Genomic DNA, 16,001 nt, shown 5'->3' on the forward strand with positions numbered 1-16,001 from the left:
CTCACCTCATCGTTGGCTGGGCGGGTCCCGCACATTTTCGCTTTTTGTGTTGTTTTTGTTACTTCCACTCGCCGTGGCGTCGGCGTGTCGATGTCCCATACTCACCACAAATCATGACGCAGAGCACTTCGCCGGAGTGAGCCCCATGGCAGATGGCCCCTGGCACGCCGAATGGACGTTCATCAGCACATCCGGCGTCACCACAGGAAAAGCCGACCGCACGCGGTATATGGATATCCGCACCGCCATCTTCAAAGCGGCCGACGCATCGCTACGGGACCTGGCCCACGAGGAAACCGCCGAGCGAGACAAGCCCTGGAAACTCCTCGTCGCAGCCCTGTACTCCGAAGCAATGCTCTCAGCCGACGAAACCGGCACCTGGCACTACGCGAGTCCGGACGGCTGGGCGAACGTGACGGTTCGCTTCAGCCCCTAGTACTCCAGCAGGACACCCCAGCCCGATGCTGTGTCGCAGCGTTCGCAGCGCACTTCTTTGGCCGTCACACATGATCCTTACGTCGTGCTGGTGTCAATCCGGTAGATGATCTTCCCGTCGAATTCGGCAAAGCCGAGAGACTTGTAAAAGGCGCGTGCTCCCGGGTTGTCGCGGTCCGTCATCCACTCGACACGGCTGCATCCGGGACGTGCGGCGGCGAGGGCCTGGAGTTCTTTCATGAGCTGTGCCCCGACGCCTTGCCTGCGCAGCGTGTCGCGGACGTAGAGCTCCTTGAGGAAGAGCGAGTGGGAGGAGCCTGCGGCCGGCCAGAGAAATGAGTAGGCGGCGAGACCGACGAGGCTGCCGGTCTCGTCTTCGACGAGGAGGGCGGAGGCCATGGGCGGTGAACCGAAGAGCGCCTGCTCCACCTGGGACTGGCGCTCCGCGAGCGGCTGGAACTGCGTCGAGCCGTAGAAGCGCTCGATCTCCTCGATCAGCTCGGCCAGAGCCAGGATGTCCCCCTTGTCGGCGGGGCGGATCGTCACGCTCATCGGTATCTCCTGTCGTACATGATCGCTTCGCTCGCTTGCTTGCTTTGGCTAAGGGGACGGAGCGGCTGGTGCGTGCGCACTCCAGCCGTGACGACTCAAGGAGCCCTGGACGTGCCGGATGAGGTGTTGCAGGTCTGCGCAGTACACGGAGGGATTCCGGTAGCCGCGGTCGGTGCTGAAGCGATGGGGGAGGTAGCCGCCGCCGCACACCTCCACCAGCGGGCACTTCTGACACTGCTCAGCGAGCGCTGCCCTGCCGGTGTGTCGGTGCAGGAGCTTCGGATGATGCATGACCTCGTCGAAGGATTGGCTGACGAGGTCGAGTCCCAGCCACGAGGCGCCCTCTGCGACAGAGCGAAGAGTGTCCACGCCTTCAACCGTGCCGTTGGATTCGATGACGACGCTGGTGGGCGGGGCCAGGCCGAGGGTTTCGACGGAACCTCGTACACCGGAGCTGAGTGCCACGATGTCCTCCAGCATCCGGATGGTGTGCTGGTACTCGGGCCGGGCAAGCCAGGCGTCGTAGACGCGGCTCATCCACCGCCCGTACTCGGGGACGCTCGGGTCGTCGCGGTGCGGTGGGTCGTCGTGCGTTCCGTGCGGCAGGTTGAAGTCGATCACCGGCGGCTCGAACGACGCCAGGTAGTCGTGGACCTCGACCGGATCATTGGCCAGGTCGACGACGGCGAGCAGGCCGGCGAACAGGCGCGGCCGGGAGCGCAGTAACTCGATGCCTCGCACAGCTGAGGCGGAGCTCGACCGCGCGCTATGGGTCAACCGGTGCCGGTCATTCGCGGCCGGCGGCCCGTCGAGACTGACACCCACGGCGACCTCGTATCGCTCGAAGAGGTCCAGCCATGCCTCGGTCAGCAGCGTGCCGTTGGTCTGAAGCTCGAAGCGGACCGTCGTCTCCGCCGGAATGCCGTCCCGCACGGTGCTCAGCAGGTCTGCCATGTGCTGCGGACCGGCGAGCAGCGGCTCGCCGCCGTGCAGGACGACATCAACGTCCCGCAGGCCGTGGGTCGTGGCGTGCTCGCCGATCCGCTGGGCCGCGGCCCGGGCCACGTCCAGGCTCATCCGGGCGGGCAGGTGCCGTGACGTCTGGTCCTTCGAATTGAAGACATAACAGTAGTCGCAATCGATATTGCACCGATTGGCGACCTTGAAGATGAATGTGCGCAGTGGGGCGAAGTCTTCGGACCTTGTCATCAAGCGGGGATGCTCACAGGGGCCAGGGCCAGATGAGCGAAGCCGCATGGGTGCCGTCGCCCGTGCGGTTGGTCGCGGCTTGCTCGGTTTCCAGCCGCTGCCGTACGCGGACCGCGACGCGGTCCAGGACCGGATTGCCCTGGGCGACCTCCGGGGCGAAGGATGCTGTGCCGTGCGGTGCGGGAACGGACGTGGGAGACGGCATTCAACGCTCCTCGTGGTGAGGTGTACCGGGTGCTGGCACGGTGCGATGGCGGTTGAAATGGCAAGTCGGCTCAACGTAGCAGCACCACCACTCACCGTGGCATACGGAAACCGGTCACATGGCTGACTCACCGCGCTTGGGACGCCAACAGTTGCTCAATCTCATCGGCTTCGGCCGTCACGCCCAACCGCCGGTACACAGTGCAGGCTTCCCGCAACGACGGCTCAGCCTGAGCGTGCCCTGCGACCGCCCAGTCGCAGCGGCCAATGCCTTCCAATGCCCGGGCTTCCTCCAACAGACAGCGGATGTCCCGGGCCAGGCTCAGCGCCTGCTCGAAGTGGCCTCGTCCGGCTGATGGATCATCGTGAGCACGCAGCAGTGCTCCCCAGTGGTTGCGGACCTCGGCCTCACCGCATCGGTCACCCAGGTCACGCAGGATTTCCAGGCTGCGCTGGAACGCTTCAACCGCGCCATCCCGGTCTCGGACCAGGCCGCGCAACACACCCAGCTCGCTGAGCGCGGCGGCTTCGCCACCGCGGCTGCCAAGATCGCGGTAGGCGCTGAGGGCTTCTTCCAGCAGCCGGACCGCCTCCGCATGGCTACCGGATACGCGCTCCAGCACCCCGAGGTGACGGATGCTGTTGGCTCGGCCGAAGCGGTCGCCGAGTTCGGTGTAGTGCTCCAGCGCCTGAGCGTGGTCTTCCCGCGCTCCGTCGAGATCACCAGTCAGCCGCCGCACCAGGCCGAGTTCATTGAGAGCGTATGCCTGGTGGACTCGGTCGTCGAGCTCCCGGTAAATGTCGAACGCCTCGCGATGTCGCCGTGAGGCCAGCTCGTACTCACCCATGAGACAGTGCACGACGCCCAGATCGCGCAGTGAGTTCGCCTCACCGTATCGATCGTTCAGCTCGCGGTAGATCGACAGGGCTTCCGTCTGCGCGTCCGCGGAGGCATCGAACTGGCTCGTCTGCCGACGCACCATGCCGAGGTCCGCGAGCGCATTGGCCTGTCCCAATCGGTCTCCGACTGCGCGATAGAGGGCGAGGGCCTCGGTCTGGGCTCGAGCCGCCGCCTCGGTGTCGGCAGTCAGGTACCAGACGATGCCCGCCTGGTTCAGAGCGGCGGCCTTGCCCTGCCGGTCGCCGACCGCCTCGTACTCCGTCACAGCCCCGTTAAGGCTCTCGGTCGCCTCGGGGTAGTCGGCCATGAAACGCCGCACAACGCCCAGCTCGGCGAGCGCGCCGGCCAGGGCCTGCCGGTCGCCCGTCCGCCGGGCTGCGTCGGCGGCGGTCCGATGCAACCCCACTGCCTGGTCCCAGGGCCCGGCCTGACGCAGATAGGGAGCCATGGCCGCAGCCAGGCGAATCACCAATCCGTGCAGGTCGAGGCTGTTGGCCCGACGGATACACGCCAAGATGTTGGGCCGCTCATGCGCCAACCACTCCAGGGCAGCGGCACGCGACTCCGTAGGCGGCGTCTCAGCCCTCAGAGCGTCGTCGGGGGCAGGGTGCGCGACCGCTCCGGTGCGAACAATGTGCCTGTTCGCACCCGAGAGGGCGGCCAGGTAGTAGGTGCAGATCCGCGTGATGCTCTGGACGTCATCCATACTGACTCTCTCCCCAGTCGCGAGACCGTGGGCGTAGTCGCGTAAGAGGTCGTGCAGCTGATATCGGCCACCTGGGTGCTCATCGATCAGGTGATCGTCGTAGAGCGCGTCGAGATGGCGTCGCGCCTCCGCTACCGAAACCGAGCCGAGAGCGGCCCCGACATACGCATCGAGATCCGTGCCGGGATAGCGACCAAGGCTCTGGAAGAAGCGCTGCCGCTCCTGTGGAAGATCCCGGTACGACAGATCGAACGTCGCGGTCACCGCGCGCTCCCCGGCGCGCAGCTCCCCGAGGCGATCCCGCGCCGCCACCAACCGCTCCCGAAGGTCCTCAGCGCTCCAGGACGGATGATGCCGCAGCTTGGCCGCGAGCAGCGACACCCCCAGCGGCAGGAATCCACACATCCGCACCAGCGCCCCGACCACGGTCCTGTCGAGCGAGTCAGCCGGCCGCCCACAGAGCCGTACAAACAGGCCGACCGCATGATGCGGCGGCAGCGCCTCGACCGGCAGCACCACTTCCTCGTTCGCCGCCAGCCGCTTCCGGCTGGTCACCAGCACCAGACACCCGCCCCCGCCAGGGAGCAGAGGCTCCAACTGGCGATAACTTGCCGCGTTGTCGAGGATGAGCAACGCCTTCTTGTCAGCCAGCCGACCCCGCCACATGGCGGCCCGCGCTTCGATCACCGCCCCCACGTCATCGCCCGTGGGTATCTGCTGTGTCGGCACTCCGGTGGCCGCCAGCAGGGAGGCCAGCGCCTCGGTCGCCTGCACCGGGCTCTGCCCTGGCGTGTACCCGTTCAGGTTCACGAAGAGCTGCCCGTCCGGAAACCACTCCGAGAGCACATGCCCAGCATGTACCGCGAAGGTGGTCTTCCCCACCCCTGGCATGCCGTCGACCACATGGACAGGAAGCGCCTCACCGCTTTCCTGCCACGCCTGCACCGAACGCATCAGCGAATCCAGCTCGGCGGTCCGATCCGTAAACGCCGCAGTGTCACGCGGCAGCGACCGCAACACCAACGCGGCCCCTGGTGGCTCCGCCCCGCCCTCCGGTCGACGTGGCGGGTCAGCAGACGGTGTTGGTGCCTGGTTCTCGGACAGTGCCGCCAGCAGCGCACTCCCGACAGCCATCACTACACCCAGCAGGACGAACGAGAACCACGCATGTTCCTGAAACCACCCCAGCCAGCCGGGCCACCGGGACTGATCCGACACCGCGTTGGTTACAAGCCCCACGAGCATCGTCGTCACCGCAACACCACCGGCCACGCCGGCAATCGCGATGCCCCGCCGCAGCCTCATGCCCGCGCCTCCTCGGGGCTGCCAGAACCCCTCGTGCCCGCTCCACCGCCGTTGACCCACAACAGCGCACCCACAACCGGCCTGGGCACGAAAGCAACCTCCGAGTCCGACTCCTCAACCTCCAAGCCGACCAGCCAAGACGGTCCCTGGTCAAGGCCGCTCCTCGCCAATGAGCCTCTTGTCTCAGCCTCGTCGTTCGAGCTTCGGGGTGTTCGGCTGAGCATCAGCCCTGGCAACAGGACTCACTACCGCTCAGTCCTTAGGAGCGGTAAGGCGCCGCAGGGCAGCCCGGCTGTGTACGGTCGTCGTCCCGGTCCTCATCGTCACCGTCATCCGCCCGCGCCTCCTCCCCCATCAGATCCCGTACGAACAGCGTCGCCCCCGCCACCGCCCCCGGCATCAGGAAGACCGCGACCAGCGGCAGCAGGAAGGCCAGCGCCAGCGGGACGCCGAAGCCGAGGGTGAACATCCGGCGGCCCTTCAGCAGCCGACGCCGCTCCTTGAGGAGCACCCCGCGCCGCAGCAGCGCGATGGACGCGAGCTCTTCGGTGAGGAAGAAGCCCGTGACGCAGAAGGCGAGCACCGGGATCACGGTCTGGCCGATCACCGGTACGAAGCCCAGCGCGAAGAACAGCACGCCCCACAGCGCTACCCGGAACACCAGCGCGATCGCCTCGCGCAGGCCGATCCACAGCTCGCGCCACAGCGGCAGGCCGGACTCGGGCGCGGTGCCGGACTCGGACAGGTCGACCTGTTCGGAGAGGGATTCGTAGAAGGGCTGGCCGACGAGCAGCGTGACCGCGGTGAAGGTGAGGATGGCGAGGAAGAGGGACACGCCGACGAAGAGGACGGCGAGCGCGCCCCGGAAGACGTCGAGCCATGGCGAGGGCCAGCCATCGGCGAAGGGGGTGGACCAATCGATGATGTCGTCGGTCCAGAAGAAGAGCGCGACGAGCGCCGCCGCGTACCCGACGAGGGTGATGAGGGCGGGAATCATCCCGAACCACCACCACCGTCCGTGCCGGGCGACCCAGCGCTGCCCCTTCATCAGATAGCCGAACCCGGCCGCAAGATCACGCATGGGGCCGTAGCTTACTTGGACCGGGTAACAGCAGGTGAACCCCTACTTCCGCGCGTACACGACTCCCAACTTGTCCATCTCATCGCCCGCACGCCCCGTGAAGCCGGTGATCTGCCACCCGGCGGGCGCGGTGTACGTCACGGCGTCGGTGGTCGGCGTTCCGGCGGCGAGCCGCCGTCCCGAGTCCGTCGTGAAGGCGGCGGAGAAGAGGCGGGTGCGGCCGTCCTTGGTGCCCTGCGTGAGTGTGACCGAGGTGAGGTGTTCGGCGGGGGCGAGGGTGAGCGAGGCGGGGGTGCCGCCGGGGCCGCCGTGGGTGAGGGTGGTGCCGCCGTCGAGGGTCAGGGACACCGCGTCGAGGCGGGAGGCGCCGCGCAGGGTGAGGGTACGGGGAAGAGCGAGGGTGGCGGGGAGGTCGTCGGCGTCGTTGAAGGCCGTGCCGCCGGGGCCGCCGAACTGGTCGCTGGCGCGCAGGCCCTGCGGGAGCTTCCAGGAGAAGTCGACGGTGTGCGGGTAGTGGTCGGACAGCGGTTCGCCGGCGGCGTCGAGGAAGTCCGGGTGTTCGTTGTTGTAGCGGGTGGCGGTGAGGGTGAGCAGCGGGCCGGCGCGGTAGAGGACCTTGTCGACGACCTCGCAGGTGTTGGTGACATGGTCGGGGTCGCAGACCAGGGCGTCGGAGCCGGCGGGCGGGGCGGAGCCGCCGCGGATGAGCTGGACCCAGGCGTCGGTGAGGCCGTTGCGGCCGGTGAGGTCGCGGATGTTGTCCTCGGCGCGGGTGTAGCGGGTGTTGGTGTCGCCCATCACGATGACCGCGTTGCCGGCGGAGTTGGCGGCGATGAAGTCGGAGAGCTGGGTGATGTTGGCGCGGCGGGCGGCGAGGTCGGCGGCGGTCGTGCCCGCGTTGGTGTGGACGTTGTACAGGTCGACGTACACGCCTTCGGCCAGGCGGGCGCGGGCGAGGGTGAAGCCCTTGGGGGTGAGGCAGTCGGTGCCGTTGCAGGTGGCCCACTTCACCCGCTCAAAGTCGTCGTACGGCAGGTCGGAGAGGGTGTTGAGGCCGTCGCCGAAGGGCACTCCGCCGCTGGTCGGGGTGCGGTACGCGTGGTCGTCGGCGGCGTACAGCGCGGCGTGGTAGTTGAAGTCCTCCTGGACGTTGACGAGGTCGTACGGGCCCAGGCGGGGCGAGATGAGCGGGGTGTTCTTCTCGGGGTGGCCGGAGGACAACCCCTCGGGCAGCCCGGCCACGTTGTAGCTGAGCACATTGAACGAGCCGCTGTCGGGCGCGGCGGTAGGGACGTTCGCGGCGGCGGAGGGGGTGTCCAACGCCGCGGCCGATGTGCCGCCGCCCAGCGCTGCCGCCGCCGCGGTGAGCGCCGCCGTCAGTGCGATTGCCAGCCGTGTGGCCCGTCTCATGTGGGGTCCTCTCCCGGGAGGGTTACGGGGAGTACCGCCCCGCCGGAGTCGGCTCCGGCGGGGCGGTACGGGTGCGAGGTGCGGAGGTACGGGGTGGTGCTCAGATCTTGCCCGCCCCGGCCTGCCCGGTCACCGTCGAGACGACCGACGACGCGGGCTCGGCGGTGTACGAGTACGGCGGGTTGGTGAAGCTGCCGGCCTGGGAGATCTCGGTGGCGGCGCCACCCAGGTCGTTGCCGCGAAGCACCGCGTATCCGTCCACGTCGCTGTCGCGGTTGGTGGTCACCGCCACCTTGGTGTCGCGGAACACGTTGTTCTCCACGAGCATCTGCGCGCCCATCCTGGAGTGCACGGCGGTTTCCGCGCCCTGTACGTAGTTGTCGTAGAAGTGCCCGGTGCCGAACCGCAGGCTCGGGATCCGCGAGTACACGTTGGAGAACCAGTTGTGGCTGTAGGTCACCTTCAGGTGACCGGTGTCCTCACTGGCGTTGTTGTCGCTGTGCCCGACCAGGCTGCCCTTGAAGTGGTCGGCGAACTTGTTCCAGGACACCGTGACGTTGTCGGACGCGTGGTTGATGTCCAACAGGCCGTCGTAGTAGTCCTTGTCGTGGTCCCGGTCGGCCGAGAAGGTGTTGTGGTCGATCCACACCTTCGTGGACTTCTGGACGGTGATCCCGTCAGCGGGGGCGACCGGCTTGCTGATGTTCAGATTGCGGATGACGACGTTGGTCTTCCCCTTCAGCCGCAGCCCACCGCCGGTGAACCCGGACGACGAGCCCACGCCCAGCACGGTGGTGTTGGACCCGATGTCCACCTGCCCGGACAGCGAGATGAGGCCGGACACCTTGACGACCTTCGCGCTGTCGCTCGCGACGGCGCTCTTGAAGGCGGCCAGGGTGGTGACGGTGGTGGCGGAGGCGTTGCCGCCGCCGGTGGTGCCCGCGCCGAAGCCGATCGGCGAGTTCTCGGCCGTGATGGCCGTGGTGGCTGTGCTGGCCGTGGTGGCTGTGCTGGCCGTGGTGGCTGTGCTGGCCGTGGTGGCTGTGCTGGCCGTGGTGGCTGTGCTGGCCGTGTCGCCGGACGGCGCGCCGTGGGCGGAGACGGCCGAGACGGTGCCGAGGGTGAGCGCGGCCACGACACCCGCGGCGAGGGCGGTGAGTTGGCGCCTGCGGAGGATGGTGCGCTGTTCTGTCATGGGGGGAGTCCTCTCATTCCGAGAAGATCTCCACGCGGGAGGGGAGGCAAGCGCTTGCTGAAGAGCGGCAAGCACGCTGGTCGCTAGGGCCGGTGGAGATCGCCAAAGGTGCGGCTCTGACGTGTTCTTTGACGTGTTCGACTCTGCTGCCAAGCGGGTGGTCGGTCCGTGCCAGCAGAGGGCAGCTACCGGGAACGAAGCTAGTAAGCGCTTGTATTGATGTCAACGCTCTTGTCATCACCGTCAACAACCCTTCACCCAACGCCCATCGCATCACTCACGCCACAAGTAGTTGGCGTTAAAGACCTGTTGACGCGCGGAGACTTTGCCGAACCCACAGCGGCCGCACAGTAAACCTCTCTAGTTTGCGTGCTCATGACAGATTCCCTCGCCCCCATCGGGCGCCGCAGAGTACTGATCGCCGGTAGCGCCGCCGCCGCGGCCGTCGGACTGGGCGCGGCCGTCGCCACCGCCGGCCGCGCCGAAGCCGAAGCCGACCCCCAGGCCGCCGCGGCTGCCGTCTGCACCCTCACCAAGGAGCTCACCGAAGGCCCCTACTACCTCGAGCACGCACTCGTCCGCTCCGACGTCTCGGAGGGCAAGCCCGGAATCCCGCTCCAGCTCACCCTCACCGTCGTCGACAACGCCACCTGCGCGCCCCTCGACAAGGCGCTCGCGGAGATCTGGTACTGCGACGCGCTCGGCGAGTACTCCGGCTTCGTCGGCAACAACGGCCACCAGGAGCCGGACAACGGCAAGTTCCTCCGCGGCGGCGTGCTCACCGGCACCGACGGGATCGCCAAGCTCACCGGCATCTACCCCGGCTGGTACCGAGGCCGCTGCGTCCACATCCACCTCAAGGTGCACACCGACGTCACGCTCACCTCCGACGGCTCGTTCACCGGTGGCAACGAGATCCACACCGGCCAGCTCTTCTTCGCCGAGACCGACACCCAGGCGGTCGCGAAGCTCTCCCCGTACTCCACCAACACCGTCCCCCGCACCACCCTCGACGCCGACGGCATCTACGACGGCGGCGGGGCGGCCTCCGGCCTGCTGACCCTCACCGCGCTGGGCTCCTCGCCCTCGGCGGGCTACAAGGGCACCCTCACGGTCGGCGTGGACCCCGACGCCTGACCGGCCCGCCCCCGCACTCCGGCCCCCGCCCGGCGGGGGCCGTCTTTTTCGCCGCAGGGGGTTGACGACGACCAAAACCCTGCCTACCTTCGCTGAGACATCAGATGTCTGATGTCTGATGCGATACGGCAAGGAGGCCGACAGCAATGCCGCTGTCCGACGACATCGCCGAGCGACTGCTGTCCGCGATCATCGACGGCCACTACCCGCCCGGCACCGCGCTCCCCCCGGAGGCCGTGCTGGCCGAGCAGCACGAGGCCAGCCGGCTCACGCTCCGCGAGGCGATCAAGGTTCTGCGGGCGCAGAACATCGTCCGCATCCACCGCGGCCGGGGCACCTACGTCAACACGCCCGACCAGTGGACCGCGCTGGAGCCGATGATCCGCGCCGCGGCCGCCGGGCCCCGGACGGGCGGCGCGGTCTCCGAGAAGCTGATCGAGGCACGGCGGATGATCGAGGTCGGGGCCGCCCAGCTGGCCGCCACCCGGCGCTCGGAAGACGACCTGGCGCAACTCGACGAGCTGCTGGAGGAGATGCGGACCGCCGCGCGGGCCGGGGACACCGAGCAGTTCGTCGAGGCGGACATCGCCTTCCACGACGTGGTGATGCGAGCCTCCGGCAACGCCTTCGTACCCCTGCTCTTCGAACCCTTCGGCAGGCTGCTCGTCGAGGGCCGGCGGCAGACCTCGGCCGTGCCCCAGATCCGTACGAACGCCATCCAGCACCACGAGGCCGTCCTGGATGCGCTGCGCACAGCGGATCCGGAGAAGGCCCGGCGCGCGATGGACGACCACATGGCGCAGACGACGGACGATCTGCGTACGCATGTCACGCGGGTCGCCGAGCAACCGGACGCCTGAGCCCGCTCCGCCCCGAGCCCAAGCACCACTCCCCCGGGCGCGCCCTGACCACCACACCAGCGGGCGCCACGCCACGGCTCCGGCCTGCCCGGACACCCGCACGAAAGTTGATCCACCCATGTCCCAGACCCTCCGCTTCCCCGAGGCTCACGAGCTGCCCCCGCCCCGCGAAGTGACCCCCGCCGAGGTGACCGCCGCGCTCGCCGCGGACCGCCGCCTGGTCGTGCTCGACGACGACCCGACCGGCACACAGACCGTGGCCGACGTGCCCGTCCTCACCACCTGGACGGTCGAGGACCTGCGGTGGGCGCTGCGCCAGGACAGCACGGCCTTCTTCGTGCTCACCAACACCCGCAGCCTCGCCCCGGACGCCGCCGCCACCCGCAACCGCGAGGTCGTCCGCGCCCTTGCGCAGGCGTCGGCCGCCGAGGGCATCGGCTACGTACTGGCCAGCCGCGGCGACTCCACACTGCGCGGACACTTCCCGCTGGAGACGGACGTCCTGGCCGACGAGGTGCCCGTGGACGGTGTCGTCCTCGTCCCCGCGTATATCGAGGCCGGGCGGCTCACCGCCGACTCGGTCCACTGGATGCGTACGGCGGAGGGGATGCTGCCGGTCGGGCAGAGCGAGTTCGCGCGCGACGCCACCTTCGGCTACGCCAACTCCCGCCTCCCGGAGTGGATCGAGGAGAAGACCGGCGGCCGGGTGGCCGCGGCCGACGTGCTGCGCATCACCCTGGAGGACCTGCGGGTGCGTGGCCCCGAGCATGTGGCCGGACTGCTGGGCTCGCTGCGCGAGGGCCGGACGGCCGTCGCGGACGCCCTGACCGACGACGATCTGCGCGTACTCGCCCTCGCCTCGGCCACGGCGGAGGCCACCGGCGCCCGGCTGCTGTACCGCTGCGGCCCCTCCTTCGTACGAGCCCGCGCGGGCCAGGCCGCCCGCGCCCCGCTGACGGCGCAGGAGCTGCGGGCGGGGCGGGACGCGGCGGGTCGGGACGCGGCGGGCCGCCACGGCCTGATCGCCGTCGGCTCGCACGTCGGGCTCACCACCCGCCAGCTGGACCGGCTGCGCGAGCGCGGCGGGATCGCCGAGTTCGAACTCGACGTCCACGCCCTGCTCGACGAAGAGCGCCGCGCCGCGCATATAGCCGAGGTGGCGCGGGCCTGCGCCCGGGCGCTGGAGGAGAGCGAGGTCGTGGTGCGCACCACCCGCTCGCTCGTCACCGGCGCCGACGCGGACGACTCGCTCGCCATCGCCCGCAATGTGTCCGCCGCGCTGGTCGAGACCGTACGGGCGATCACCGCCGAGCGGCGGCCCGCGTTCGTCGTCGCCAAGGGCGGCATCACCTCAAGCGATATCGCGACCGAGGGCCTGGAGATCCGCCGGGCCTGGGCGCGCGGCACACTGCTCCCCGGCATCGTCTCGCTGTGGGAGCCCGAGTCCGGCCCCAGCGTCGGCATCCCGTACATCGTCTTCGCCGGCAACGTCGGCGACGACAACGCCCTCGCCGACGCCATCGACCTGCTCCGGAGCCGATGATGTTGCTGCACGGAACCGACGCCCTGACCGCCGCCGCCCGCGAGGGCCGGGCGATACCGGGCTTCGTCGCCTACAACCTCGAGACCGTCCAGGGCATCGTCGCCGCGGCCGAGGCCGCCGGGCGGCCGGTGCTGCTCCAGGCCGGGTCGAGCGCCTTCAAACACGCGGGCCGCGAGGCCCTGATGGCCCTCGCCCTCGACGCCGCCCGGCGCTCGGACGCCGCGCTCGGTGTGCATCTGGACCACAGCCGGGACCTGGAGGAGATCACGGCCTGCGTCGAGGCGGGCTACACCTCCGTCATGATCGACGGCTCGCACCTCCCCTTCGCGGAGAACGTCGCGCTCACCCGCAAGGCCGTCGAGCGGGCGCACGCCGCGGGCGTCTGGGTCGAGGCAGAACTGGGCGCGCTGGCGGGCGACGAGGACGTCTCGACCGACGCTCGCGCGACCGGCGGCTCCATGACCGACCCGGATCAGGCCGCGGAGTTCGTGGCCGCGACCGGCGTTGACGCGCTGGCGGTCGCGGTCGGGAACGTCCACGGCTTCACGGCCGCGCCCGTACGACTCGATCTGGACCGCCTGGCGCGTATCAACGCCGCGGTCGCGGTGCCTCTCGTACTGCACGGCGCGAGCGGGCTGCCCGAGGAGCAGCTGCTCGGGGCGGTACGGCGCGGCGTGGCGAAGGTGAACGTCAACGCGGAGCTGCGGCGGGCGTACTTGGAGGCGGTGTCCTCGGCGCTGCCCGGCGCGCTGCCCGGCTCGGACGTGGTGTCGACGTGGGCCGCGGGGCGGGATGCGGTCGCGGCGACCGCGCTCCGGATCACGCAGAAGCTGTCGCCGCCCCCTTCGACGACGCAGCCGACGTAACCCCGCCCCCTTCCGCAACGTAGCCCGGGCAACGTAGCCCGGGCCGGGCGCGACCCGCGCCGGCCCGGGTGCCCCCTCCTCACGGATCCCGCTCCCCCGGTCACCGCTGGGCGTGGGCGTCCGCCGGCGGCGACAGCCCCGCTGTGCCCTCGCATGCCTTTTCTCGTCCCCCTCCCCCTCCCCTCCCCCTCCCCTTCCCTCCCCCTCCCTCCCAAGGAACCCGCATGTCCACATCCGCTTCCCCAGCGACATCCACACCCCGGACCGCCGTCATCGGCCTGGGCGCCATGGGGCTGCCCATGGCGCAGCGGCTGGCCGGTGCGTTCCCGGTGGCCGTGTTCGACATCGCGGCCGAGCGCCGCGCGCTCGCCGTCGAACACGGGGCCGCCGAGGCCGCCACCCCCGCCGACGCGGCCCGCGACGCCGACGTCGTCGTGCTGGCCGTACGCGACCAGGCCCAGGTCGACGGCGCGCTGTTCGGCGAGTCGGGCGCCGCCGAGACGCTCAAGGCCGGGGCCGTGGTGGTGCTCACCAGCACCGTCGGCCCGGAGGCCGCCCGGTCGACCGCCGCCGCGCTCGCCGAGCGGGGCACGGCCGTACGGCTCGTGGACGCCCCGGTCAGCGGCGGCCCGACCCGCGCCGGGAACGGCGATCTGCTGATCGTCGTCGGCGCGGAGCCGGCCGCCCTCGAGGTGGCCCGCCCGGTGCTTGACCGGCTCGCCTCCACCCTGACGGTCATCGGTGACAAGCCCGGCGACGGCCAGGCCCTGAAGGCCATCAACCAGCTGCTCGCGGGCGTGCACATCGCCGCCGCCGCCGAGGCCGTCGCCCTCGCGCGCGGCCTCGGCCTCGACCCGCAGACCGTGATCGACAGCCTGAGCCAGGGCGCGGCGGGCTCGTTCATGTTCGCCGACCGCGGGCCGCGTATGGCGCAGGTGTACGGGGATGGCGGCGCGGACTCCGTCGAGGTCCGCTCCCGCCTCGACATCTTCGTCAAGGACATGGGCATCGTGACCGGCATCGCGAAGAACGCGCATGTGCCGGTGCCGCTGGCCTCCGCCGCCGAGCAGCTGTATCTGCTGGGCGAGCGGGCCGGGCTCGCGGCCCGCGACGACTCCTCCATCGTGACCGTCCTGTCCCCGAGAGGAGAAGGCCGATGAGCCACGGCGCGCTTCTGACGGTGGCGGCGGTGGGCGTGGCCCTCCTGCTGCTCATGATCATCAAGGCGAAGATCCAGCCCTTCGTCGCCCTGGTCGTGGTGTCCATCGGTGTGGCGCTCACGGCGGGCGTCCCGGCCGCGGAGCTGGTGGCCACCATCGAAGAGGGCATGGGCTCGACGCTCGGCCACATAGCCACGATCATCGCCCTCGGCGCGATGATCGGCCGCATCATCGAACTGTCCGGCGGCGCCGCGTCCTTGGCGCACTCGCTCATGGACCGCTTCGGCGAACGCCGCACCCCGCTCGCGCTCACCGCGGCCGGGTTTCTGCTCGGCATCCCGGTGTTCTTCGAGGTCGGCCTGATCATCCTGATGCCGATCGCGTACGGCGTGGCCCGCGCGTCGCGCAAGCCGCTGCTGGTGTACGCCCTGCCGATGGGCGCGGCGATGCTCACCGTGCACGCCTTCCTGCCGCCCCACCCGGGCGCGGTGGCGGCGGCCACGACGATCGGGGCCGACCAGGGCTGGGTGCTGCTGTTCGGCATTCCGGTGACGGCGGTCGTGATCCTGCTGGGCTATCTGCTCGCCAAGCGGATGACGCGCCGCGAGTACCCGATGACGGCGGATGTGTACGCGAAGGTGTTCGGCGACGGGGACGGGGCGGGGGCCGAGGCCGACTCCGAGGCCAAGTCCGCGCCCAAGGGCCCGGTCGAGGGCGCGGAGAACCCGCCGTCGTTCGGCATGGTGGTGTCCCTGATCGTCACCCCGATCGTCCTCATCCTCCTGGGCACCATCGGCACCAACTTCCTCTCCGAGGGCTCCACCCTCCGCGCCATCCTCACCGTCCTGGGCGCCCCGATGGTCGCCCTGCTCGTCGCGGCGGCGCTCGCCGCGTACTTCCTGGGCGCCCGGCGCGGCTGGTCGAGCGCCCGTATCTCCGAGGTCATGGGCTCGGCGCTGCCGGGCGTGGCCATGGTGATCCTGGTGGCGGGCGCGGGCGGTGTCTTCGGCAAGGTGCTGGTGAAGACCGGCATCGGCGACGCCGTGGCCGACGTCCTGGACCGTACGGGCCTGCCGCTGCTGGCCCTGGCCTTCGCGATGACGATGCTGCTGCGCGCGGTACAGGGCTCCACCACGGTGGCCCTGGTCACCACGGCCGGCCTGATCACCCCGCTGCTCCAGCGCACCGACCTGTCCCCGCAGCAACTGGCCCTGGTCTGCCTGGCGATGGGCGCGGGCGGCCTGTCGGTCTCGCACATTAACGACGCCGGGTACTGGATGTTCACCCGCCTGGTCGGCCTCGAGGTCGGCGACGGCCTGCGCACCTGGACCGTCCTGACGACGGCGATGGGCGTGGCGGGCTTCCTGCTGACGAGTCTGCTCTGGCTGGTCGTTTAGCGGGTACCGCGGCAGGACGGACGTGTGTGCCTGGCCCCGG

Annotated in this window: 14 protein-coding genes; 7 read left to right on the forward strand and 7 right to left on the reverse strand. The window is 69.9% G+C overall.

The genetic code is table 11. The annotated features are described in order from the left end of the window. Positions 1-145 precede the first annotated feature (145 nt). Positions 146-436, forward strand: coding sequence for a hypothetical protein (locus ACWDSL_RS03540; protein ID WP_450481289.1), 291 nt, complete (start codon positions 146-148; stop codon positions 434-436). A gap of 77 nt (positions 437-513) precedes the next feature. Here the strand turns inward: ACWDSL_RS03540 and haaN are convergent, their stop codons facing one another. The 7 genes from haaN to ACWDSL_RS03575 form a co-directional block, all read right to left on the reverse strand. Further along, on the reverse strand, positions 514-987 hold the full coding sequence (gene haaN, locus ACWDSL_RS03545; RefSeq protein ID WP_450481291.1) for a cyclophane-containing RiPP N-acetyltransferase HaaN: 474 nt from the start codon (positions 985-987) through the stop codon (positions 514-516). 48 nt (positions 988-1,035) lie between these two features. Beyond that, on the reverse strand, positions 1,036-2,196 hold the full coding sequence (locus ACWDSL_RS03550) for an FxsB family cyclophane-forming radical SAM/SPASM peptide maturase (protein ID WP_450481293.1): 1,161 nt from the start codon (positions 2,194-2,196) through the stop codon (positions 1,036-1,038). 13 nt (positions 2,197-2,209) lie between these two features. Then, complete coding sequence (gene haaA, locus ACWDSL_RS03555; RefSeq protein WP_450481295.1) at positions 2,210-2,401, reverse strand: HaaA family cyclophane-containing RiPP peptide; 192 nt, start codon at positions 2,399-2,401, stop codon at positions 2,210-2,212. 127 nt (positions 2,402-2,528) lie between these two features. Further along, complete coding sequence (gene haaT / locus ACWDSL_RS03560; RefSeq protein WP_450481297.1) at positions 2,529-5,312, reverse strand: cyclophane-containing RiPP biosynthesis TPR protein HaaT; 2,784 nt, start codon at positions 5,310-5,312, stop codon at positions 2,529-2,531. A gap of 259 nt (positions 5,313-5,571) precedes the next feature. Then, positions 5,572-6,393, reverse strand: a complete 822-nt coding sequence (locus ACWDSL_RS03565) for an EI24 domain-containing protein (RefSeq protein ID WP_450481299.1) — start codon at positions 6,391-6,393, stop codon at positions 5,572-5,574. A 42-nt stretch (positions 6,394-6,435) separates the two neighbouring features. Further along, on the reverse strand, positions 6,436-7,803 hold the full coding sequence (locus tag ACWDSL_RS03570; protein ID WP_450481300.1) for a jacalin-like lectin: 1,368 nt from the start codon (positions 7,801-7,803) through the stop codon (positions 6,436-6,438). A gap of 100 nt (positions 7,804-7,903) precedes the next feature. Then, on the reverse strand, positions 7,904-8,998 hold the full coding sequence (locus tag ACWDSL_RS03575; RefSeq protein ID WP_450481302.1) for a pectate lyase family protein: 1,095 nt from the start codon (positions 8,996-8,998) through the stop codon (positions 7,904-7,906). Positions 8,999-9,373: 375 nt separating this feature from the next. Here ACWDSL_RS03575 and ACWDSL_RS03580 point away from each other — a divergent pair, with 375 nt between their 5' ends. The 6 genes from ACWDSL_RS03580 to ACWDSL_RS03605 all read left to right on the forward strand — a co-directional run bounded on the left by ACWDSL_RS03580 (position 9,374) and on the right by ACWDSL_RS03605 (position 15,961). Next, positions 9,374-10,135 (forward strand): intradiol ring-cleavage dioxygenase, encoded by a 762-nt coding sequence (locus tag ACWDSL_RS03580; protein ID WP_450481304.1) that lies wholly within the window; start codon positions 9,374-9,376, stop codon positions 10,133-10,135. A gap of 146 nt (positions 10,136-10,281) precedes the next feature. Next, positions 10,282-10,995 carry a FadR/GntR family transcriptional regulator gene (locus ACWDSL_RS03585; RefSeq protein WP_450481306.1) on the forward strand — a complete coding sequence of 238 codons (714 nt, stop codon included), beginning with the start codon at positions 10,282-10,284 and terminating at the stop codon, positions 10,993-10,995. A gap of 118 nt (positions 10,996-11,113) precedes the next feature. After that, positions 11,114-12,538, forward strand: a complete 1,425-nt coding sequence (locus ACWDSL_RS03590; protein WP_450481308.1) for a four-carbon acid sugar kinase family protein — start codon at positions 11,114-11,116, stop codon at positions 12,536-12,538. Further along, positions 12,538-13,404 (forward strand): class II fructose-bisphosphate aldolase, encoded by an 867-nt coding sequence (locus tag ACWDSL_RS03595; RefSeq protein ID WP_450481310.1) that lies wholly within the window; start codon positions 12,538-12,540, stop codon positions 13,402-13,404. The genes ACWDSL_RS03590 and ACWDSL_RS03595 overlap by 1 nt, the downstream gene beginning before the upstream one ends. A 224-nt stretch (positions 13,405-13,628) precedes the next feature. Continuing rightward, positions 13,629-14,564 carry an NAD(P)-dependent oxidoreductase gene (locus ACWDSL_RS03600; RefSeq protein WP_450481314.1) on the forward strand — a complete coding sequence of 312 codons (936 nt, stop codon included), beginning with the start codon at positions 13,629-13,631 and terminating at the stop codon, positions 14,562-14,564. Beyond that, positions 14,561-15,961, forward strand: coding sequence for a GntP family transporter (locus ACWDSL_RS03605; RefSeq protein ID WP_450481316.1), 1,401 nt, complete (start codon positions 14,561-14,563; stop codon positions 15,959-15,961). The genes ACWDSL_RS03600 and ACWDSL_RS03605 overlap by 4 nt, the downstream gene beginning before the upstream one ends. Positions 15,962-16,001: the final 40 nt, after the last annotated feature.

Source organism: Streptomyces sp. NPDC000941 (assembly GCF_053599555.1).